This window comes from Rhizobium sp. CF142 (genome assembly GCF_000281145.1).
In the GTDB taxonomy this organism is placed as follows: Bacteria; Pseudomonadota; Alphaproteobacteria; order Rhizobiales; family Rhizobiaceae; genus Rhizobium.
Genome location: NZ_AJWE01000028.1, coordinates 1 through 21,757 on the forward strand (window position 1 = coordinate 1; position 21,757 = coordinate 21,757).

The window sequence follows — 21,757 nt, forward strand, 5'->3', positions numbered from 1 at the left end:
AAAAAAGAACGGCGGGACAGGCCCGCCGTTGCAATGGAGAAAGCCAAAGGGCTTATTTGGAGATCAGGCAGCTTCCGCCGGCAGCGCGAAACTTTTCGCAGAGGGCGGCAGCTTCATCCTTCGAGCCGGCCGGGATGCGGACACGGTAAAAAGTGCCCTTGCCGGCAATATCGGCCTTGCGGATTTCGTAAGCGCGGCCACCAAGCACGCCAGCGAACTTCTTCGACAGGCTGGCGTAGGACTTCTTTGCCTCATCCTCTGACGGCAGCGATGCGATCTGGATGCCGTAGCCACCGCTTGCGGCGGCCGGAGCCTGCTGTGCCGGCGGGATAGCGGCTGCTGCCGGCGCGGAAGCGACCTGTGTCGGCTTCTGCTGAGCCGTCGGGCGGACATTGCCGTTTTCGGTTACCGTGCCGACGACATTAACCGGCTGTTCGGCCGGGCGGGCCGTCGGGACAGGCGCCGTATCGGTCGGTGCAGCCGACGCTGTATCGGTGATCGGTGTCGTCTTGACTGCGCGAACCGGCGGATCAACCTGGTTTGCGTTGGCGGCGTTCACCTCAGCCACCTTGGCCGTCTGAGCTGCAGGCGCCGTTCCGGCAGGCGGAAGAGCGGCTGACGCAGCCTGATTGCCGTTGCTTGCCGGGAAGCTTGCAGCAGACGGCGTCGCGGCCGGCTGGGCTGCGGGCGTTGCCGATGCCACCTCATTGGCCGGTGCGGATTGCTCGGCAGGCGCCGGCTCTTCGCGGGCAACGAGCGTGCCGTCCGGCTTGACGATCATCGTACGGACCTTGCGCGGCGAGACGGACGGCGTTGCATCGTCATCAGCAGCGGCAGCATCCGCGGTCGCGTTATGGTCGGGCAGCAGGCGCGGATCCTGCGTCTCGCCGACGGCAGTCGGCAGCACGGAATCGCCACTGCCTTCATCGTCATCAGGCGAGACTTCGGGCGTCAGCGTGCGCTGGACGACATCGACCGGCTGTTCGTCGGAGGAGACCAGAGCCTTCTGCTTCGGCTCTTCGGCTGCACCTGCGACGCGATCATAGACGGCCTTGTCCTGGTTCGGCACGGTCTTGCCGCCCGGATTTTCGGGAGCGACCTTCACCGGATCCTTGTCGGCAGTGATGACGCGTGGCTCGCCGGAGCCGGCGATGCTGAGGCCGGCACCGTTGGACACCCAGCTGTAGATGCCGTAAGCGCCGCCGACAAAAACGACCAGCATGGCGGCTGCAGCCAGCAGGCGGCGCATGGAGCGGGCGCGGTTGAAATCGGCAGTCCGGCTTGCGGATTCGATATGGACTTCGGAAACGTTCTCGCGGCGCTCAACCGGCTCGCGCACACTGCGACGGAAGTCCTCTTCCAACGCGCGTTCGAAATCATCAAGACCGTCAGCGAAGGCGGTGCTTGCCGGCTTGGCCGCAGCGGCGGCCGTTGCAGCAGCGGCCGGGGGCGCCCAGGCAGGGGCGACCGGTGCCTTTTCCTGCCGCTTGGCGGGCTCGAAGAAGCTTGCAATCTCGGCATCGAGATCGAAATCGAAGTCGGCGGTCTTGGCGACCGGCTCCGTATGCTCGACAGGCGGCAGTGTCGGAACATGCATGTCCTCGACCGTCTCGGGACGATCTTCCGGATCGGAGATCATCGAGGGATCGAAGGGCAGATCGTCGGTGGATTCGCTTGCCGGCGCCGGCTTGGCGTAGCTCACCGGAGCAGGCTGCGGCTCCGGCACGAAAACCGGTGCCGATTGCGGCTGCAGCCGCGGCGCAGGCTGCGCTGCGACCACGGGCGCTGCACGCACGGGCTCGGGCTTCGACTGCGGAGCCGGCTGCTCGGAGAAGTCGAGATCGGCGAGCTCCAGCTCGATGCCGGCGAGATCCAACTCGAAATCGTGGCCGGCAAAAGGATCTTCAGCCTCCAGTTCCGGCTGACGCGCGACGACCGGCGCTGGCGCGATAGGCTGCGAAACCGGCTCCACCGGCTCCCGAACGACCGGCTTCGGTGCTTCGGGCTGACGAAGAACGGGCGTCGCACGGCTCATCGGCACGGGCGCAATCACGGTCGGCTGAGCCGGTGCACGAGCAACGGGCGCTTCGAAGACAGGCGCTTCGAAGATAGGGGCCTCAAAGACCGGCGCCTCAAAGACGGAGGCCTGGAAAACAGGCGTGGCAGGAGCCGCGACCGGCTGCGGCGCCGGTGGCGTGGCAACCGGCTCGGGCGCCGCAGCAACAGGCTCGGACACGACGGGGGCAGCGGCACGCTGCGGCACCGGATAACGGGAAACATCCGCCAGGAGATCGTCGAGATCAAAGGCATCCGCATCGAAGGCCGACTCCGGCGGCGCTTCCGTCAAGGCTGCATCGGCATGGACGTCGCCTTCGGCGGCGGCTGCAATCAGATCGAAACCGGCATTGTCAGGCTCGGCCGGCGCTTCGAAGGCAGCAACATCTTCAAACGTTGCGACAGGCTCTTCTGGGAGGGCGACGTCTTCATGGCGATCAATCTCGGCCGGAAAACCGAAGGAGGCTGCAACCGGCTCGAAATCTGCCGCTTCAACGGCGGCGACCGCCAGAGGCTCTTCAATTACCTCAGGAGCAACTACTTCGGGTTCGACCGTCAATTCCGGTTCGGCAACAAACTCGGACTCGTCGACGAAGGCCTCAACCGGAGCCTGAGCCGGCTCAATAACAGGTGTATCGATAACCGGCGTCTCGATGACCGGCTCGGAAAGGACCGGCTCTTCACGACGCGGCGCGTGAAAATTGGCGAGCGGCAGACGGATGCTGGCAGCCGACCACTGCGGCGCCTTCGCCGGCGGCTGAACGGCCGGAGCGACAGGAAGAGCGCCGCCGATCGAAAGCTCAAGCTCTTCGATCAGATCGCGGGCGCCACCGTAGGCCGTGAAGGTAACCGGAGGTTCTGCGAGAACAGCGACGGGCTTCGACGGAGCAGGAGCCCAATTGGCAGCGACAGGCACTTCCCATTCGGCTGCGACCCGTTCAGGCGCGGCTACTTCAGGAGCTACGGCAGCTTCCTCAGGAAATTCGGGTTCGACGACAAGCGTCTCGAAATCGGACACAACCGACGGGGCGAGCTCTTCACCGATGGAGGGCACGTCCTCGTGGACCGGCTCGACATAGTCGTAAGTTTCGACTTCCTGAGCGATCGACTCGGCCGGATGATCGAGATCAGCCAGGGGACGCGGCGCATCGTAACGCTCGAACTCACGGAGAAGCTCGTCCTCGAGATTGAGGACCGGCTCCTGCCGCTGAGGCTCATCTACAGTATTGGCCGCGATTCGAGGTTCAAAGCCGACGATACGAGCAAGTTCAGCCAACGGATCATCGTCGGCAAACATATCGTCTTTACCGCGCGCGTCATACGCAAGTCGTTTATCAGCCATGCCCATCCCACTCAAAAAACGCAAACACTTCAATGCCAGCGCATTGTGGGGAAATGGTGACGTTATCGCATTTCGTCCGGTGCGGCAGTACCTGTAATGGCAAGTCCCGACTTCAAAACCGACGCGACAGCGTACACCAGCCCAAGTCTGGCAATACTTGATTCTCGGTTCTTATCGTTAACAAATCGTAATTCAGTCTGATCTTTACCTTTGTTCCAGTGGGCATGGAAGGCGCTGGCAAGATCATAGAGGTAAAATGCGATGCGATGCGGCTCCTGAGATTGGGCTGCACTTTCGACGATACGCGGGAATTCCGCAGCCTTGGCAATCAGCTGCAATTCGGCAGAATCCGTAATGCCTGCAACGGATTGCGCCAAAAGCTCCGGTGTCGGGGCGAGATCCGGGAAGGCTTCCCTCGCCTGCCGGAAGACGGACATGCAACGCGCATGCGCATATTGCACGTAAAAGACCGGATTATCTTTGGATTGTTCCGTTACTTTGGCGAAATCGAAGTCCAACGGCTCCGAGTTCTTGCGGTAAAGCATCATGAAGCGGACCGAATCACGCCCCACTTCTTCGACGACATCGCGCAATGTGACAAAATCGCCCGACCGCTTCGACATCTTCACCGGCTCGCCGTCACGGTAGAGCTTGACGAGCTGGCAAAGCAGCACCGTCAGCTTCGCCTTACCATCGGAAACGCCGCGCGCAACCGCCTCGAGACGCTTGACGTAACCGCCATGGTCGGCGCCAAGCACATAGATCATCTCGTCGAAGCCGCGGTCGAACTTGTTCTTGAAGTAGGCGAGGTCGGCGGCGAAATAGGTATAGGAACCGTCCGACTTGATCAGCGCACGATCGATATCGTCACCGACCTCGGTCGAGCGGAAGAGCGTCTGTTCGCGGTCTTCCCAGTCTTCGGGAAGCTGGCCCTTCGGTGGTGGCAGCGTGCCCTTATAAACGTAGCCCTTGAAGGTCAGGTCGTTGATCGCCGTGCGAATGGCAGCCGCGCCATTGGCATGCAGCGTGCGCTCGGAGAAGAAGATATCATGATGGACGTTGAGAGCGGCCAGATCCTCGCGGATCATCACCATCATCATCTCGATGGCGCGATCCTTGACGATCGGCATCCACTGCTCTTCCGGCATGTTGTGCAGGCGCACGCCATATTCGGCAGCAAGCGATTCTCCGACCGGGACCAGATAGTCGCCGGGATAGAGACCAGACGGAATCTCGCCGATCTTCTCGCCGAGCGCCTCGCGGTAACGCAGGAAGACGGAACGAGCGAGCACGTCGATCTGCGAGCCGGCATCGTTGATGTAATATTCCTTGACGACATCGTAGCCGGCAAAGGCAAGCAGGTTTGCCAGCGCATCACCGACGACGGCACCGCGGCAATGGCCGACATGCATCGGGCCCGTCGGGTTGGCCGAGACGTATTCGACGTTGACCTTCTTGCCCTCACCCAGTCCCGAGCGGCCGTAGCCGGTGCCTGACTGGATCATCGCGCTCAGCAGGCGCTGCCAGTAGCCTACGGAGAGCCTGATATTGATGAAGCCCGGGCCGGCGACCGAAACCTCGGCGACATCGGTGTCTTCCTGCAGCTTGGCGATGATGATTTCGGCCAGTGCACGCGGATTGGTGCCAAGCGGCTTGGCAAGCACCATGGCGGCGTTGGTCGCCACATCGCCGTGGCTCGCATCACGCGGCGGCTCTACGGCAATGCGGCCGAAATCGAGCTCGGATCGCTTTTCCTTGACCAGATCGAGCTGTTCAAGGGCGTTTTTAATCCTGGCTTCAAAATCGGTAAAAAGGTTCATTGCACTTTTCCATGCACGGGCTGTGCCAACAGGTTTGCCGGCGGCTGCCGGGCGCCCGCTGCCTATCGCAAATCCGGAGTGTGGTCAAACAATCGCCTGTGGGCACTGATGGCATAAGTGTCCGTCATGCCGGCCAGATAATCGCCGACATGCCGCGCTTTCGGCGCATCGGAAAGGCCGGCGATATGGTCGACCCAATAATGGCTCTGCATCTCCTTGGGATTGGCCATGTAGGCGCCGAAGAGATCCTTGACGATCTGGGCGGCACCAGCGCGGATGCGCATTATATCGGCATTCCGGTAGATGCGCTTGAAGAGCATCGCCTTGATCTGCCTGTCAGTCTCGGCCATTTCATCCGAAAAGGTTGCAATCACATGATCGGCCTTGCGGATATCATCGGCACTCTGTGGGTTCAGCTCTGCCAGGCGCTTCTGCGCCACACCGATGACATCCTCGACCATGCGCGTGATCTGCCGGCGCATGATTTCATGGGTGAAGCGGCTCGGCTCCAGATGCGGGTAGCGCTCCCTTACCTCGGCCATTAGCCCGGCAAGAAACGGAATTTCCTCCAGCATCTCGAAATTCAGGTAGCCCGAGCGCAGGCCGTCATCGATGTCATGGGTATTGTAGGCGATATCATCGGCAATCGCTGCTGCCTGGGCTTCGAGGCTTGCATAGCTCGCAAGCTCCAGATCGTGCAACTCGCAATAGTCAAGAATCGGCTGCGGCACCGGTCCACGCGTGCCGACGCCATCGGCCGTCAGCAGCGGACCATTGTGCTTGACGAGGCCTTCGAGGCTTTCCCAGGTCAGGTTGATGCCGTCGAATTCGGCATAACGCCGTTCGAGTTTAGTGACGATGCGCAAGGATTGGGCATTGTGGTCGAAGCCGCCATAGGGCAGCAGTTCTTCATGCAGCGCATCCTCGCCGGTATGGCCGAAGGGCGTATGGCCGAAATCGTGGACGAGCGCCACACCCTCGGCCAAGTCCTCGTCAGCCTTCAGGGCGCGGGCAAGCGCGCGGGCGATCTGTGCTACCTCTATCGTGTGCGTCAGGCGGGTGCGGTAATGGTCGCCGTCCTGGGCGATGAAAACCTGTGTCTTATGCTTCAGCCGGCGAAAGGCGGTCGTATGGATGATGCGATCGCGGTCTCGCTGGAAATCGGAACGCGTCGGGCTGCCGCTCTCGTGATAGAGACGCCCGCGCGAATTCCATGGATCTGCCGCATAGACCGCCCGTTCGCCATAACCGAAACCCAATGCATGCCTGTCGAAGCTCATTCTTCACCGTCACTAACGCGTTGCAGCCTTGCCCATTGACGCCGCTATCCGCTCTTCATACCTATAGCTTATAGAAACGGCAAAGAGGCGCTTTGTCGACCGCTTCGCCAGATCCTGTCCTTTACGGGAGGATCATGATAAGTTTCTTTGATATCATGCGTTTGAACTTCAAACGTCCAAATGAGATTCTCTCCGGATCTTGACCCCGGCAGGAGGAAAAATGACTGAAGTGAATGTAACCCTTTCCGATGCCGCGGCAAAGCGTATTGCCGCTATCGTCGGCAGCGATCCCGGCAAGAGCGCGCTGCGCGTCTCCGTCGAAGGCGGCGGCTGTTCCGGCTTTTCCTACAAATTCGATCTTGTGGATGGCGCAGCCGACGACGATATCGTCGTCGAGAAGAATGATGCCAAGGTGCTGATCGACAGTCTCTCGCTGGTCTACATGGCGGGTTCCGAGATCGATTTCGTCGACAACCTGCTCGGCCAGTCCTTCCAGATCAAGAATCCGAATGCGGTGGCAAGCTGCGGCTGCGGCACCAGCTTCGCGATCTGATCCAAGAACTACTTTCCATTGATAACCGGCCGAAGATTTTCTTCCGGCCGGTTTCTTGTCTTGTCCGCCGACGCCGGAGCACGATAAAAGAGCGTTCAGCACAGAGAGCAGGATGAAGCCATGAAGATCGCGACTTGGAACATCAATGGCGTCAAGGCGCGTATCGACAACCTCACGCAATGGCTGAAGGATTCCAGTCCTGATATCGTCTGCCTGCAGGAAATCAAAACGGTCGACGAAGGCTTCCCGCGGCTCGAAATCGAAGCGCTCGGCTATCATGTGGAAACGCATGGGCAGAAGGGCTTCAACGGCGTTGCCATTCTCTCCAAGAGCTCGCCATCCGAAGTCAACCGCGGCCTGCCGGGCGATCCGCTCGATGAGCAGGCGCGATTCCTTGAAGCTGTCTTCTCCCTGCCCGGCAACAAGGTGGCGCGCGTCTGCTGCCTCTACCTGCCGAACGGCAATCCGCCGGAAACGGAAAAATATCCCTACAAGCTCGCCTGGATGGAACGCCTGCGGAAGTTCGCGGCCGAGCGTCTCGACTACGAGGAAATTTTTATCCTCGCCGGCGACTACAATGTCATACCCGAGCCGCATGACTGCTTCGACCCGAAGGTCTGGGAAAGCGATGCACTCTTCCTGCCGCAGACGCGCCAATCCTTCCGCCGGCTGGAAAATCTCGGTCTCGTCGATGCGGTGCGTTCGGCAACCGATGCGACGGCACTCTATTCCTTCTGGGATTATCAGGCCGGTGCCTGGCCGAAGAACAACGGCATTCGAATCGACCATTTGATGCTGTCGCCGGAAGCAGCCGACTGCATGACGTCAGCGGCGATCGAAAAGCATGTGCGTGCCTGGGAGAAGCCGTCGGACCACGTGCCCGTCGTCGCTTACTTTGATTTCGCTGCCTGAGATTTAAAGCTCTGAAACTTAGTCGTCCGAGCCGCTCGCAATCGTGTGCGACAGGGACACGGCCGTGCGCCGATCGGCTTCGCTGGCGATCGAGAAGGCATCTTCCTGAAGCGATTGCATCCAGTTGCAATCCTTCGGCTTACAGCGGTCGAGAGCTGCCGTCATCAGCGCGAGACCGCGAGCAGACTGGCCTTCATCGAAGAGGATGTTGCCGAAGACCGCCATAGCGCCGGGATGGCCGCTCTTGCGGGCCTGATTGAGCCATTTCTTGGCCTGATTGACGTTGGCGCTGCCGCCCTCGCCAGCCAGCATCATCTGCGCAAGCTGGAACTGCGCCTCGGGAACGCCGAAGGTGGAGGCAACCTGGAAATAGAGCTGGCGGGCCTGATTGAGATCGATCTTCACCGGGCTGCCGGAAATGCCGTGCTTGTAGTAGTTGGCAAGCGACAGCAGTGCGTTGATGAAGAAGCCGGTATCCTCCGAGCCAGGCTCGACGCCCTGCTGCGCAATCTCGCTGTATATCTTGAAGGCTTCGAAATCGTCCTGCGCGACACCATCGCCGTCAGCATACATATTGGCGAGCGCCCAGCGCGAACCGGTGTGGCCCTTTTCGGCGGCGTATTTATAGGCCTCGACCGCCTCTTCCTTCTGACCGTTCTTGTAAGCTTTGAAACCGAATTTGAAGAGATCGAAGGGGCCTGATTCCTTGGTCACGCCCGTCTTGATGTCGAATGCCAGGACCGGACAGGCTAAGGCCAGCGAAACGGCCATCGACATGCTGAGCAGCATGAATTTGAACAATCTGAACTCGGACGTTACCATCTCTACCGGTTTCTTTCGTTCATCACAGACGCCTGGCGGCGGCTTTTTTCGCCGTTCTGCCCGCGTGGATGCATTCCTTCCAGGCGAGCGATCCCGCGGCGGGCTCCAAGGCCCCTTTACCCGCGTCGCTTCCAGCCCCATGCCCCTCTTTCAAAACCAGCACATCCTTGTGAACCATCCGGCTTCCGGCACGGCTCGCATGTGATGCCTGCGGTACTCCTTTCGCGACCCAGGTCCCCACCCGTCCGCCTTTATCGTCTTCGTAAACAGCAAATGTGACCAAACCGGTATCGCACCCTTCCGTGTAGAACGAAGCTTCATGCCGGGAGACTGAAAATGATTGAAACGAGTAAATCTGCAACACTACCGAAGGGGCGGATTTCCGGCCGGAAATGCCTTTGGCGAAAAGCAAAACGGCTGCTGCCGCTGGCCTCTCGTCCCTGCTGTCGCAATGTCTGGCGTTACCGGAAAAAATTCGACCCATGCTACTGCTTACGCACACCCTACGCTTGTCATCTCCTCGCCCGCTAATAGCGCTGCGCCCTCTTTGTGGCGGGAAATGGACAAATTCGCCCCGCCGACACCATACGCGAACCGTCGTAAAAAAGTGTTGCTGAATCGTCACAAAACGAGACGAGAAGATGGAATGATTAAGAGCGGCAAACAAAGAAGAGCCCGGCACTGCCGGGCTCCTCAATTCTTCAAATCAGGGAATTAAAACTTGACCTTTAGGCTGGTCGATAGCGCAGCAACCAGATCGTTGCCAAAGGAATAGGAGACATCATCTCCAAACGTGACGCCATTTTGTGTCACGACGCCAGACGAGCCACTCGTCAGCACACCGACGGCACCGGCGACGCGCCATTCGATGTGCTCGGTCGGCGTGAAGGCTGCACCGACACCGAGTGTCCAGCTATCGGTCTGAGCGCCATAGCCCTGGCTGGTGCCACGATCCCAGGTCAGGCTGACGGCGCCTGCCCATTGGTCATTGAACTTGTGGCCGACGCCACCGGTGATGGTCCAGCCGTCGCGATAGAGAAGGTCGAGTGAGGTCAGTTCCGTCTTACCGCCAGAGGTGCAGGCGATCACGCCCTTTGTCGATGTCGGGCAGAAAGGCACGGACTGCAGCACACTCCAGTTCGTCCATTTGACCGAACCGAAAGCGAGCCAATCCGGAGCGATACCGCTCTGCAACTTCAGTTCGAGTGAATCCGGCGCTTCGGCGGAACCGAAGACGGGCGTCACCCTTCCATAGGGAGCGGCATTCAGCGGCGCAACGGGTCCAGTAACCTGAGTGAGATCCACCGTACCCGTGAGGTTGTCGTACTTTACGCGGCTGTTATAGACGAGGCTCGCGCGCATCGCATATTCTGGGATCTCGTAAGCGAGACCGGCGCGCCAGCCCCAGCCATTGTCTTCGAGATCGAGGCGACCAATGCCGTTGCCCGTGCCGAAGGCGATCGGCGCCGTCGAAACCAGGCGCTCCTTGAAGCCTTCGACTTCCTGATAGAAGGCGCCACCGATGAAGCGAAGCTGTCCCGGACCGACATCGAAGCGATAGGAGCAGGTGCCACCATAGTTACGGGTTTTGATCTCCGTCTCGATATTGTTGTTGGCGCCAGCCCAGTTCAAGCCGGGATCGGAATGGCCTCCGAAGGGCTCCGAATAGTCGACAAGGCAATCGACCGCATCGGCAAAGCCAGCCTTGAACCCAAAATAAGGGATCGTATAGTTCGTGGTCTCGTCAGCAGTGCTCGAACGGTTGTTCAGATTGCCGCCACCGGTCAATGGCGAGGGATTCGTGTCACGAGCGTCCTTAAGCTTGCGCTGCGGTGACACGTAAAGGATGCCTGACTGGAACGAAAAAGGCGACGTATCAAACAACTGATCGATATTATAGCCGCCGCGCTCCAGACCACCCGCAAAGGACGGTGAAGCGAGCGCCGAAAGAATAACGAGCGATGTTACGCCCCTGGAAAACATACGCGCTGCCATTGTGTCTCCCCCACTCAAGCAATTGATGTAATCACACTGTGCTAGTGAACTTAACAAATCGCAACGAGGCGCTCCGCTGCGACGCGAAGTTGCGTTATGACTAATTTACGTAACTAATTGACGGGCACGTCAAAAAATCGGATGGATAAAATTCTATTCTTCCATCTGTGGATTTTTAGGGCTTAGTTAGATTCTTTTTCCATCAAGAGTCGAAGCTGTATCAAACAGACAACAGTGTCAGTTTTCGCGCGCAACATGCCCCAAATGAGTGATATCCACAGGGGTAGCGGCCCTAACAGGCCTAATTTAATAGAATCATCATACTTTTGAACGCAAAAGGCGCGCTCCAAGGGAACGCGCCTTCAGGAATAATATACTCGTTACCCGCGATTATCCTGCTTCGCTAACTCGCGCTAGAGCAGTCCTCAGGCTTTCGATCTGGCTCGTCAGTTCTGCATGACGCTCGCGCTCGGCCTCCACCACTTCCGGGTTGGCATTGGCGACAAACTTCTCATTCGACAGCTTGCCGTCGATGCGGGCGATCTCGCCCTCGGCCTTCGCAATCGCCTTTTCGAGGCGGCTCTTTTCCGCTGCGAGATCAATCAGATTGCCAAGCGGCAAGCAGGCGGTCGCTTCTGCAACGATGATCTGAGCAGCACCCTTCGGTGCAGATTCCGCTAGCGAAATACCCTCGACCCGCGCCAAGCGCTTGATCGCCGCGTCATGGCGGAACAGCCGTTCACGCGTCAGGCTGTTGGCGCCAACGACAACGAGCGGCGCGGTGGCCGATGGCGGCACGTTCATTTCCGAACGTACAGAGCGGATCCCGGACACGAGGTCGATTAGCCAGTTGATCTCATCGGCCGCAGCATTGTCGGCATAAGACGGCGACGGCCATTCGGCGTGGCAGAGCAAGCCGTCACGTTCCTGGCCCTCACCCGCCGTGTGCGCCCACAGCTCTTCGGTCATGAAGGGCATGAAGGGATGCAGCAGCTTGTAAATCTCTTCGAGAACATAGGCGCTGCAGGCTTGAGCTTCGGCCTTCGCGCCCTCGTCTTCACCGCCGAAGACCGGCTTCAGAAGTTCGAGATACCAGTCGCAGAACTGGTTCCAGACGAAACGATAGAGCGCCCCGGCGGCATCGTTGAAGCGGTAGGCCTCAAGAGCTTCCGTAACGTCACGTTCCGTTCGGGCAAGCTCCGTCAGGATCCAGCGGTTGATGGTGAGTTCGGCTGCTTCCGGCACGAAATGCGGATCACTCTTAACGCCGTTCATCTCGGCAAAGCGCGTGGCGTTCCAGAGCTTGGTGCCGAAATTGCGGTAGCCGGCGATGCGAGCCGGATCGAGCTTCACGTCGCGGCCTTGGGCTGCCATGATCGCCAGGGTAAAGCGCAGCGCATCGGCACCGTATTCGTCGATCAGTTCGAGCGGGTCGATGACGTTGCCCTTGGACTTCGACATCTTCTGCCCGTTCTTGTCGCGCACCAGAGCGTGAATATAGACGGTATGGAACGGCTCGACCGGGTTATCGTCCTCATCCTTCATGAAATGCAGGCCCATCTGCATCATGCGAACAACCCAGAACGGGATGATATCGAAACCGGTGACAAGAACGCTGGTCGGATAATATCGCTCCAGTTCGGGCGTCTTGTCCGGCCAGCCAAGTGTCGAGAACGGCCAGAGGGCCGAGGAGAACCAGGTGTCGAGCACGTCTTCGTCACGTACCAGAATCTCGCCCGGCCTGAAGTTCTCAAGCAGGTCCTCGACATAGGCCTTCATCGGTCCTTCATGCGACAGGTAGTGCTGGATGGCGGCCTGCAGTGCCTCCTCTTCGGTCTTCTCTACGAAAACCTGACCATCCGGGCCATACCAGGCCGGAATCTGGTGCCCCCACCAGAGCTGGCGGGAGATGCACCACGGCTGGATATTCTCCATCCATTGGAAATAAGTATTTTCCCAGTTCTTCGGGACGAACTTTGTCCGGCCCTCGCGAACAGAGGCAATGGCAGGCTTGGCAAGGGTCTTGTTGTCGACCCACCATTGCTCGGTCAGACGCGGCTCGATCGGCACGCCACCACGATCGCCATGCGGAACCATATGCTTATGCGGCTCGATCTTGTCGAGCAGGCCGGCTTCCTCGAAAATCTCGACAATGATCTTTCGTGCAGCGAAACGATCCTGGCCTTCCAGCCGGTCCCAGGCGCCATGCAAGGCGGCTGGGTGATCGAGACCTTCCAGGAAATCCTCATTGTCCTTGATGGTAATCGTGGCGTCGACATTCATGATGTTGATGACACGCAGCCCGGTGCGCCTGCCGACGTCGAAGTCGTTGAAGTCATGCGCCGGCGTAACCTTGACCGCGCCGCTGCCGGCGGTCGGATCGGCATAGCTGTCAGCAACGATCGGAATGCGGCGGCCAACGATCGGCAGAATGACATGCTTGCCGACGATCGACTTGTAACGCTCGTCCTTGGGATTAACCGCAACGCCGGTATCGCCAAGCATCGTCTCCGGCCGCGTCGTCGCAACCACGAGGTAGTCGCGCGTTTCGAATTCGGTGGGCTTGCCCTCCTCATCAAAAGCGATTGGATACTGGTAGGTGACGCCGTCTTCCAGCGGATAGCGCAGATGCCAGAGATTGCCTTTGAGCTCGATCTGCTCGACTTCCATGTCGGAAATCGCTGTCAGCAACTTCGGATCCCAGTTGACGAGGCGCTTATCCTTGTAAATCAGGCCTTCCTTGTAGAGCGTGACGAAGACTTCGAGAACTGCCTGCGACAGGCCCTCGTCCATGGTGAAGCGCTCACGCGACCAGTCACAGGAAGCGCCGAGACGCTTCAGCTGGTTGAAGATCAGGCCGCCCGATTCACCCTTCCACTCCCAAACCTTCTCGATGAAGGCATCGCGGCCCATCTCGCGGCGGCCGGGAAGCTGCTGTTCCATCAGCTTGCGCTCGACAACCATCTGCGTGGCGATGCCGGCATGGTCCATGCCTGGCTGCCAAAGCACATCCTTGCCGCGCATGCGCTCGAACCGCACCATGACGTCCTGCAGCGTGTTGTTCAGCGCATGACCCATGTGCAGCGAACCGGTCACGTTCGGCGGCGGAATGACGATGGTGAAGCTGTCGGCGCCCGGCTTGGCATTGGCGCCAGCGCGGAAGGCATCGGCCTCATCCCATTTCGCAGCGATTTTCGGTTCGACGGCGGCGGAATCGTAGGTCTTTTCGAGCATTTTCTGACCAATTCGAGGTTCGAGGATGGGCGTTTTGTAAATAGGATGGTTACGGCCAAGTCAATAAAAAAGCCGCCCCGGAGACCGGAGCGGCTCTTGTCTGGAAAAAGCGTTTCCGATCAGCGGCGCGGGCCGCGCGCCACGCGTTCGATCTCTTCGCGCACAAGGCGTTCGACGAGCGTCGGCAGATTATCATCAAGCCATTCGCGCAGCATCGGCCGCAGCATGTCTTCGGCAATCTCATCCAGCGAGCGGCGCTCGGCTGCGCCATCGATGGCAGCGGCGAGTTCTTCGAAGGAACGGGCAACCTGCAGGCCAGTATTCTGGGACAGAAGTGACGGCTGAACTTCTTCCGCTACGCGCAAAGGCGTAACTTCGGCAGGCTGGAAGGCCACCGGCTCGACGCGCTGTTCGACGACGGGAAGCATGGGTGCCTCCTCGACGAGCGCGGGCTGCGGAACCTCGGGCAGGCGCTGCTCGGCAAAGACCGGCGCAGGCTCGGGCGCATAGTGGGGGACGGGGGCAACGCGGGGAGCCAGAGCCGGCTCGACTGGGCGGGGAGCGGCGGCGTGTGGCGTTTCATAAGCTGACTGCGGCTCGAATTGCGGCTGCGGTTCGCGGAATACCTGTGGCATATCACGGAGAGCCTGACCAGCCTGAACGGCGCTACGCTCTGAAGCAGCCCGGACGCGGGCTGCGACATCGGCAAGCGACATGGCGCGGGCGGGCATTTCCGGCTCAGGCGCAATGCCGGCAGAATTTGCAGCGACGAAACGTGGATCGGGACGCAGCGCAGACGGCTCCGGGAACTCGACGCCGGCATAGGTGTCGTCAACCGTCAGATGGATTTCGGAGTCGTTGTCCTCTTCCGCACCGTAAACGGGAGGAAGCGAGGCGGAAATCGCCTTTCCGGCGCCTGGCTCATTGCTTTCGATGATCTGGCGAATGGAGGCCAGGATCTCTTCCATGGACGGTTCACGCACTACACCTGGCTGAGCCATATCTATCCCCGTTGTCCCTTAAACAATGACCGGATGGCGTGGAGCATGCACCCGAATCACCCTGACCTTAGAATACCCCAAAGGGGAAAAAAATCAGCGCGAATCAAACAAATGCAGCCATGCACAGTTTTGTTACCCAAGTGTAAGCGAAGTCTGTGAGGGCTTTTAAGACAGCCGAAACGAAAACGGGCGCCCACGGCGCCCGCTCAAAAAAATCGGCGGTAGAAACGCCTTAGAATACGAATTCACGAGCCTTGGCGAAACCGGGCAACGGCTTGACCGAAGCATTGAAGAAGACGTTTTCGGAAACAGCCCCGCGCTCGCTGACGAAGACCTTCGCGCGGGCAGCATTGCCATAACCCTGCACGACAACGAGACGGCCGCCATCCTGCAACTGGCCGAGAAGTGCCGCAGGAACCTCTTCAACCGAACCGTTGATGAAGATCAGATCATAGGGAGCGCCGGCGGCATTGCCCTTCTCAAGCGGGCCAGTCGCCACCTGCACATTTGCATAACCGGCGAGATTTGCCTTTGCTTCAGCCGCAAGGGCCTCGTCCGATTCGAGCGCCACGACGGAGCCCGCGATCAACGACAGCAGCGCGGAGGCGTACCCCGTGCCGGCGCCGACTTCGAGAACGGCATCATCCTTGGTGATGGCGGCGAGCTGCAGTAGCTTGGCGAGCGGCGACGCCTCCATGAGGAAACGGCCCGGATTGCCGGCAGTTGCCGGAGCAATTTCGATATCATTGTCGATATAAGCCAGCACCTTCGCCTTCTCCGGCACGAATGCTTCGCGCGGGACGGTGAGGAAGGCCGTCAGCACCGAATGCGAGGTAACGTCCGTGGTGCGGACCTGGTTGTCGACCATCTTTACGCGTGCTGCTTCGAAATCCATCATATCCTCTCGCCGATGAAAGCGGTTCTGTCTTCCGTCTCTTAATCTCCGGCACGGATGCTTTCAAGGCTTGCCGGAGACCCGTTTGAAGAATCCCGGAAACCCCTTCCCGCATGCAACAGCTGAAAAACGATAGCTGCAACTTCTGCGTGGAGTAAATTGCGATTTCATGATACTGTTCTAACCGGAGGAAATGAGGAGGAGCAGGCCATGTCTGCCATTCTGGAATATTTTACGCTGTTCGACTTTTTCATCGGCGCGGCGCTCGTCGGCATATTCTGCTGCGGGCTCCTGGACCGCGAGATGAACTGAACAGATCGTACTCTCTCAGTAAAAGTTTCCTGGCCGCTTGCTCGGCGCGCCGGAGAAATAGATTTCGGCGTCCAGTCGGATCAAGCCGGCACAGTCGATTGCGCCATTAACTCTATATCAACCATATTGTTGCGCCAACCGCGGCTTTCGCTAGTTTGGCCGCATGCAAACATTCGCCATTCAATCGCCAGATATCGAAGCGCTTCACTACAATCCGGAAGCGCGGCTGCTGCTTGTGAAGTTCAAAAGCGGCGCCATCTGCAATTTCACACGTATCTCGGCGCAGGCTTTGCAGCGACTGCTCGGCCCAGATGTGCAGATAGAGAACCCAACGGCAGAGGATGACGCCGACTATCTGGCGAGCCTGCGCAGCGGCGGATTGCGGGCGCTTTATTCCCTCACCGGCATCAAGCCAGCCCAATTCGATTTCGCCCAGGTTCCTGGCATCTGGTGATGCGAGACTGCCGGATCGATGCCGCGCCTCATGTATGAAGCGGATCGGATTTCTATGTCGGTGGAAATTTTGGAGGCCTCGCCCGGAATTGAACCGGGGTACAAGGATTTGCAGTCCTCTGCGTCACCACTCCGCCACGAGGCCTCACAGGCTGTCATGTTAGCCGTGGCGAGCGTTTAGAATGATCGTAAGGAAATCGCAAGAGGGCTTTCCAAAAACATTTCCTGCAATTTCAAACTCCGGCCACATCCGGCGCCTACACAACAAGGACCGATCCAGTCTCGAAGGGCGCCGCGACAGCCGCACGCATAGCTGATGATAAAAGGCCCATTCTGCTGGAAATTCGCGCTCGGTTGAACAACAATTAGGCTAACAGCTGCTCAGACAGACCTCCAGGCTATCCGAATTGCACAATAGGCATATCCCAACGAGTTTAGCCTATCACTTATATTCATCCAGGAGGCGTGATCTGTGATCGCAACAACCCCTTCACTTTCTTTATATTAGGAACTTCGAAAAATATCCTCAAGCATTAGTAACGAATTCTTAACTTGACTTTCAGAATCGTCATTCCATGCTGCCTGTGGGAGAGACAGGAGCAGAGATGAATTGGGTGCCGTTGAATTCCAAACAGATCCGCGCCGTATCCTACGATCCAGAAACCCAGGTTCTTCATGCCAAATTCGCCGGTCGCCGCCCAGTCCGGCATATCGGGGTGCCATCGCATATCTATGACAATCTCGTCGAAACCAGCGATCCGGAATTTTACTATAAATATTACCTCGAGCCTTCGCGTATTCAGACCGGCTGGTGGCGGAAAGCCAACCTCAGCCCCAATGCGGTAAAGCTGCTGATCATTCTCGTCGGCGCACTCGTGATCACGGCGACGGCGCTTGAGGAAAATGGCGAGCTGCCAATCCACCTGTCGGAGATCACAGAGTCGGGCACGACCTCTCCAGCCTCTGGCGAAAGGCCCGCCGTCTCTCCGCAGTGACTGAACCCACCACCGATCTGCCGGCAGGCAGTTCAATCAGCGCCCGTCGTCGACATGGCCGCTTAGGGCTTCCTTGGCGACTTCACGCAGGGCGCTTTCGGCGATGCCACCAGACCGCAATGCGTCGCCGCCATCTGCGTGCTATCGGCAGGTCGTGGGATAAAACGAGGAAGCCCAGCGGCAGCATCCAGAACCCGAGAACAGGCAAAAAGCCCAGAATGCCACCGAAAATGAGCAACGCTCCGGTCGCCATGCGTGCGATGCGCGAGCGCGGCATCGGCACCCGCAGCGAGCCGAGAACCAGCTTGCCATCCCTGTGATCGATCCCGAAACGTTTTTCTCCGGCCTTTTTCGGCCCATTTTTCCTGCTAGCCATCCACAAAAGATGGGCTCAAGCGCTGCGAATACAAGCTGATTTCATTTTTTTGAAAAAACTGCTTGGCAAATCGGGAAAGCATTTGTATTACCCCGCTCACGCCGCGGCCAAGCGGTGATCCCTGGTAGCTCAGCGGTAGAGCATTCGACTGTTAATCGACAGGTCGCCGGTTCGAATCCGGCCCGGGGAGCCAGTTTTAGAGATAAGCGCCTGTTTTCGTCGAATATTCCGAAGCAGGCGCTTTCTCGATACATTCCCCGTAGTTTTCGCCGACAAGCCAACGAGATCGTGATCGTTCTACGGCCAAGATGCTGACACCAGCAGTTCGGGCTATGACACTTGCACTCGCCTGAATTTTCGTCAAAATCCTGATCGCAATGCGCGGGCTCGCGATATCAGCGTGGCCCGTGTCCGGAAGTTTCATTCATAAATCAACATAGAATTGCAGATGGCAGCGTGGCGGCGGCAATCGGCTCGTCGATGCTGAATGGTTCAAATTTCCAGACCTGCCTTCACGACGAGGATGCGACATGGATTTCGACGCATCGCAAGGGGACAGAAAATATCCGACCAGCAAGCAGGTGGGCGGGCTTGTCGAATGTTCCGGGCTGCAGGTCGAACTCCGGCATTTCGATCCGGGCTGGCAGGTCGATCTCACCCTCGAATGCACGGAAATAGCAGTCCTGTTGTCGGGTCAGTCGAAGATCAGGTGGACCGGCGACGGTCACCGGCGGGAGGCGATCGCCCGCCCTGGCGTCGCATGGATATGTCCCGCCGGTGTCAATGAGAGCGGCGTAGAGATCGTCGGCACCATGCCCGAATCCCTTCACATCTTCCTGCCGCCATCGCTCGTCGGTGAGAGCGCGCTTTCGAACTTCGACATCGACCCGGCCAAGGTGCAGCTCGCCTATGCGGGCGGTGTCCCTGATCCGGTGGTCTTGCAGATCGGTGAGCTCTTTCGTAGCGTGCTGAATCGAAAGCTGGAAGCGACAGACCGGCTGTTTCTCGACGGGATTCAGCTGGCTCTCGCGGCGCATTTGCTCGGCACCTATTCGTCCGCCCGCTGGCGTCCGCCGACGCGGACACCCGCCATCGATCCGAAACGGCTGCGGCGCGTTCTCGATTTCATCGAGGCTCGCATCGCGGTGGAGATCTCGCTGGAAGACCTTGCTGCCGAGGCTTGCCTCAGCCCCTTTCACTTTTCCCGCGTGTTTCGCGCTGCCACCGGTTTCGCCCCGCATCGCTACGTCACCCAGCGACGGATCGAGGCGGCCAAGGAGAAGCTGCGACTCGCGCAGTCCTCGCTGGTGGAGATCGCTATTGACACCGGCTTCGGCTCGCAGGCCAATTTCACCCGCGTCTTCCGCAAGATGACCGGCTTGACGCCTGGCCAGTACCGCACGCTCTTCACCTCTTAGCAATATCCGCCGTCCTGACGCGTTCGCCGGCCCCCTTAGTGCGCCAGTCCGAGCGCAAGATCTGCAAATACTGCGGCAAGAGATGGAAATACCGCAAAGCGCCTTCCGGCCTACACCTGTCTCATCGAACGGGGAGCATTAATCCCCGAATGAAAAGGGAGACAGGGAGATGATTACCACTGACGAAGCCCGTAGGGTCATCGCCGCCGGCGAGGCGCGGGCAAGAGAAATCGGCGTTCCAGCCAATATCGCGGTCCTCGACGCAGGCGCCCACATGAAGGCGTTTGTGCGCATGGACGGAGCCCTGCTGGGCTCCATTGACATCGCCGTTAACAAGGCCCGCACGGCGGCACTGTTTTCCATGCGCACCGAAGCAATCGGTGAATTCTGCAAACCCGGCGGCACCTCGTTCGGTCTGGAGCAGACCAATGGCGGCCTCGTCGTCTTCGCCGGCGGCATTCCCCTCACCGATGGACGCAAAATTGTGATCGGCGCGGTCGGCGTGTCCGGAGGGGCCGTCGCCCAGGACCTCGAAATTGCCCAGGCTGCAGCGGCCGCCCTCGCCGCCTGAAATGCTTTTCAACCCCAAGCCCATCAAAGGACGTTATTGTGACCAAGACCATTCTCATCACCGGCGCAGGGTCCGGTTTCGGCAGAGCCGCCGGTATCGGCATGGCCAAGAACGGCCACACCATCATCGCCACCACGCAGGTTTCGTCGCAGGTCACGCCGCTGCGCGAAGAAGCTGCCGCTCTCGGCCTGAAGAACTTTCGCGTCGAGCGCCTCGATCTCACCGACCCCTATGACATCAAACAGGCGCAGGGCTGGGATTTCGACGTGCTCTGGAACAATGCGGGCATGGGTGAGGCAGGCCCGGTCTGGGAAATTCCGGTCGAGCTCGTCCGCAAGAACTATGAAGTCAATGTCTTCCTGCCGCTGATACTGACCCAGGGTGTCGTCCAGAAATGGGTGCGCGAAGGCAAGAAAGGAAAAGTGGTCTTCACTTCCTCGATGGGCGGCCTGTTCACCCCGGCCAACTGGGGCACCTACGTCTCTACCAAGCACGCCCTGGAATCGATCGCCGAAGCGCTGCAGCAGGAGCTTGGTTCTTACGGCATCAAGATCCAGACGATCAATCCGGGCGCCTACTACACCGGCTACAATGAGACGATGGCCGATAATCCGTTCCGCTGGCTCGATGACAGCAAGAACTTCACCAAGCGGGCAGATCTGCGCAACGGCTTCAACGACTTCTTCGCCACCCCTGAAGGCAAGATGGACCCGCAGGAAATGATCGACCGGATGGTCGAGGTCGTCCCCGCCGACACAGGCAAGTTTCGCAATGTGGTTCCGAAGGTCATCGAAGACATGCTGAAGGAGCATCAGCTCAAGGCCTGGGAAAACCAGATCTGATCGGCGCAGAGCCGCGCAGGCGACACCCGATCAGCGGGTGTCGCCATCAATCAATCTCCGGAGGAAGCCATGTCCATCACTGCAAGCGCAACCGCCCACAGCCCGGGATCCCTCGCGCGCCGCATCTTCAACGCAGCACTCGGCATTGCCGCTACTATCCTGACCTTGGGAGGGCTGGAAGCGCGCGCAGCACCACAGGCGCTGACCGAAACCGAACGCCGCAACAAGGCAACCGTGGAGGCCGGCTTTGACGCCTGGGTGACCGGCACCGGCAGCCCCTATGACCTCCTCGCCGACGACGCCCGCTGGACGATCGAGGGCTACTCGCTGGCATCGAAGACCTATTCGAGCCGTGAGGCGTTTCTGCGCGAGGTGATCCGCCCGTTCAATGCCCGCATGAAGGCGCCGCTGAAGCCGGTGATTCGCAACGTCTATGCCGACGGCGACACCGTGATCGTCTTTTTCGATGCCCGCGGCATCGCCCGCGACGGGAAACCTTACGTCAACACCTATGCCTGGTTCCTCGACATGCGCGACGACCGCATCGTCCGAGCTTCGGCCTTTTTCGATTCCGTCGCGTTCAACGAGTTCTGGACCCGTGTGACGCCATCCGAATAGGCCAGGACCGACCGCAGTTCCAAAGTGGCGCAGTCAGAAACGTCCAAGCAGGACTTGATCTCGCTCAAATGACCGGGGCCGAAAGCGACGTAATCTCCTTTAGAAATCAACGGAGACTACTATGCCAACCGAGACGATTATTATCGTGGCCGGCGTTGTCGCGGCGTTTGCGGTCTTCGCAGCCGGTCTTGCCTTCGCGAGTTTTACTTCCAGCAAGTAGGTGACGAAGCCGTCTGGGCCAAATACCGTTTCGCGGCAGGCAC

18 protein-coding genes and 2 tRNA genes are annotated in these 21,757 nt (G+C 59.2%); 9 read left to right on the plus strand and 11 right to left on the minus strand.

The genetic code is table 11. From position 1 onward, the window contains the following. Positions 1-52: 52 nt before the first annotated feature. From PMI11_RS08520 to PMI11_RS08530, 3 genes are all read right to left on the minus strand, one after another. Complete coding sequence (locus PMI11_RS08520) at positions 53-3,397, minus strand: SPOR domain-containing protein (protein WP_007815585.1); 3,345 nt, start codon at positions 3,395-3,397, stop codon at positions 53-55. Positions 3,398-3,459: 62 nt separating this feature from the next. Beyond that, on the minus strand, positions 3,460-5,217 hold the full coding sequence (argS, locus tag PMI11_RS08525) for an arginine--tRNA ligase (protein ID WP_007815588.1): 1,758 nt from the start codon (positions 5,215-5,217) through the stop codon (positions 3,460-3,462). A 62-nt stretch (positions 5,218-5,279) separates the two neighbouring features. Beyond that, a complete protein-coding gene (locus tag PMI11_RS08530) occupies positions 5,280-6,497 on the minus strand; it encodes a deoxyguanosinetriphosphate triphosphohydrolase (RefSeq protein WP_007815590.1) in 1,218 nt (405 codons plus the stop codon). A 220-nt stretch (positions 6,498-6,717) separates the two neighbouring features. On the opposite strand from PMI11_RS08530, the gene erpA reads away from it, so the two are divergent. Next, positions 6,718-7,050, plus strand: a complete 333-nt coding sequence (gene erpA / locus PMI11_RS08535) for an iron-sulfur cluster insertion protein ErpA (protein ID WP_007815592.1) — start codon at positions 6,718-6,720, stop codon at positions 7,048-7,050. A 120-nt stretch (positions 7,051-7,170) separates the two neighbouring features. Further along, positions 7,171-7,962: an exodeoxyribonuclease III gene (gene xth, locus PMI11_RS08540; RefSeq protein WP_007815594.1), complete on the plus strand. Its 792-nt coding sequence runs from the start codon at positions 7,171-7,173 to the stop codon at positions 7,960-7,962. A gap of 18 nt (positions 7,963-7,980) precedes the next feature. Here xth and exoR read toward each other — a convergent pair whose 3' ends face one another. The 6 genes from exoR to PMI11_RS08570 form a co-directional block, all read right to left on the minus strand. Then, on the minus strand, positions 7,981-8,784 hold the full coding sequence (gene exoR, locus PMI11_RS08545) for an exopolysaccharide production regulator ExoR (RefSeq protein WP_007815595.1): 804 nt from the start codon (positions 8,782-8,784) through the stop codon (positions 7,981-7,983). A 22-nt stretch (positions 8,785-8,806) separates the two neighbouring features. Then, a complete protein-coding gene (locus PMI11_RS36390) occupies positions 8,807-9,196 on the minus strand; it encodes a hypothetical protein (RefSeq protein WP_244430545.1) in 390 nt (129 codons plus the stop codon). A 302-nt stretch (positions 9,197-9,498) separates the two neighbouring features. Continuing rightward, positions 9,499-10,779: an OmpP1/FadL family transporter gene (locus PMI11_RS08555; RefSeq protein ID WP_007815598.1), complete on the minus strand. Its 1,281-nt coding sequence runs from the start codon at positions 10,777-10,779 to the stop codon at positions 9,499-9,501. Between the two features lie 390 nt (positions 10,780-11,169). Next, a complete protein-coding gene (locus PMI11_RS08560; protein WP_007815600.1) occupies positions 11,170-14,013 on the minus strand; it encodes a valine--tRNA ligase in 2,844 nt (947 codons plus the stop codon). 119 nt (positions 14,014-14,132) lie between these two features. Next, on the minus strand, positions 14,133-15,014 hold the full coding sequence (locus PMI11_RS08565) for a DUF2497 domain-containing protein (protein ID WP_007815603.1): 882 nt from the start codon (positions 15,012-15,014) through the stop codon (positions 14,133-14,135). A 232-nt stretch (positions 15,015-15,246) separates the two neighbouring features. Further along, positions 15,247-15,912 (minus strand): protein-L-isoaspartate O-methyltransferase family protein, encoded by a 666-nt coding sequence (locus PMI11_RS08570; RefSeq protein WP_193385601.1) that lies wholly within the window; start codon positions 15,910-15,912, stop codon positions 15,247-15,249. Positions 15,913-16,384: 472 nt separating this feature from the next. Here PMI11_RS08570 and PMI11_RS08575 point away from each other — a divergent pair, with 472 nt between their 5' ends. Next, positions 16,385-16,675, plus strand: a complete 291-nt coding sequence (locus PMI11_RS08575; RefSeq protein ID WP_007815609.1) for a hypothetical protein — start codon at positions 16,385-16,387, stop codon at positions 16,673-16,675. A gap of 70 nt (positions 16,676-16,745) precedes the next feature. Here PMI11_RS08575 and PMI11_RS08580 read toward each other — a convergent pair. Next, positions 16,746-16,819: transfer RNA gene (locus PMI11_RS08580), tRNA-Cys, on the minus strand. 460 nt (positions 16,820-17,279) lie between these two features. Between PMI11_RS08580 and PMI11_RS08585 the strand changes: the two genes are divergently transcribed. Continuing rightward, entirely contained in the window at positions 17,280-17,669 is a 390-nt protein-coding gene (locus PMI11_RS08585; protein WP_007815611.1) for a KTSC domain-containing protein, read from the plus strand. Between the two features lie 82 nt (positions 17,670-17,751). Here PMI11_RS08585 and PMI11_RS38010 read toward each other — a convergent pair whose 3' ends face one another. Continuing rightward, entirely contained in the window at positions 17,752-18,045 is a 294-nt protein-coding gene (locus PMI11_RS38010; RefSeq protein ID WP_037070970.1) for a membrane protein, read from the minus strand. Positions 18,046-18,163: 118 nt separating this feature from the next. Here PMI11_RS38010 and PMI11_RS08595 point away from each other — a divergent pair. From PMI11_RS08595 to PMI11_RS08615, 5 genes are all read left to right on the plus strand, one after another. Beyond that, positions 18,164-18,238 (plus strand) — tRNA-Asn (locus tag PMI11_RS08595). A gap of 337 nt (positions 18,239-18,575) precedes the next feature. Further along, complete coding sequence (locus PMI11_RS08600; protein ID WP_007815612.1) at positions 18,576-19,463, plus strand: helix-turn-helix domain-containing protein; 888 nt, start codon at positions 18,576-18,578, stop codon at positions 19,461-19,463. Positions 19,464-19,632: 169 nt separating this feature from the next. Then, positions 19,633-20,034 carry a GlcG/HbpS family heme-binding protein gene (locus PMI11_RS08605; protein WP_007815614.1) on the plus strand — a complete coding sequence of 134 codons (402 nt, stop codon included), beginning with the start codon at positions 19,633-19,635 and terminating at the stop codon, positions 20,032-20,034. A gap of 38 nt (positions 20,035-20,072) precedes the next feature. Then, the gene (locus PMI11_RS08610) at positions 20,073-20,876 is read left to right on the plus strand and encodes an SDR family oxidoreductase (protein ID WP_007815616.1); all 804 of its coding nucleotides are present in this window, start codon (positions 20,073-20,075) and stop codon (positions 20,874-20,876) included. A gap of 69 nt (positions 20,877-20,945) precedes the next feature. Then, positions 20,946-21,494 carry a nuclear transport factor 2 family protein gene (locus PMI11_RS08615; RefSeq protein ID WP_007815619.1) on the plus strand — a complete coding sequence of 183 codons (549 nt, stop codon included), beginning with the start codon at positions 20,946-20,948 and terminating at the stop codon, positions 21,492-21,494. The last annotated feature ends 263 nt before the right edge of the window (positions 21,495-21,757 follow it).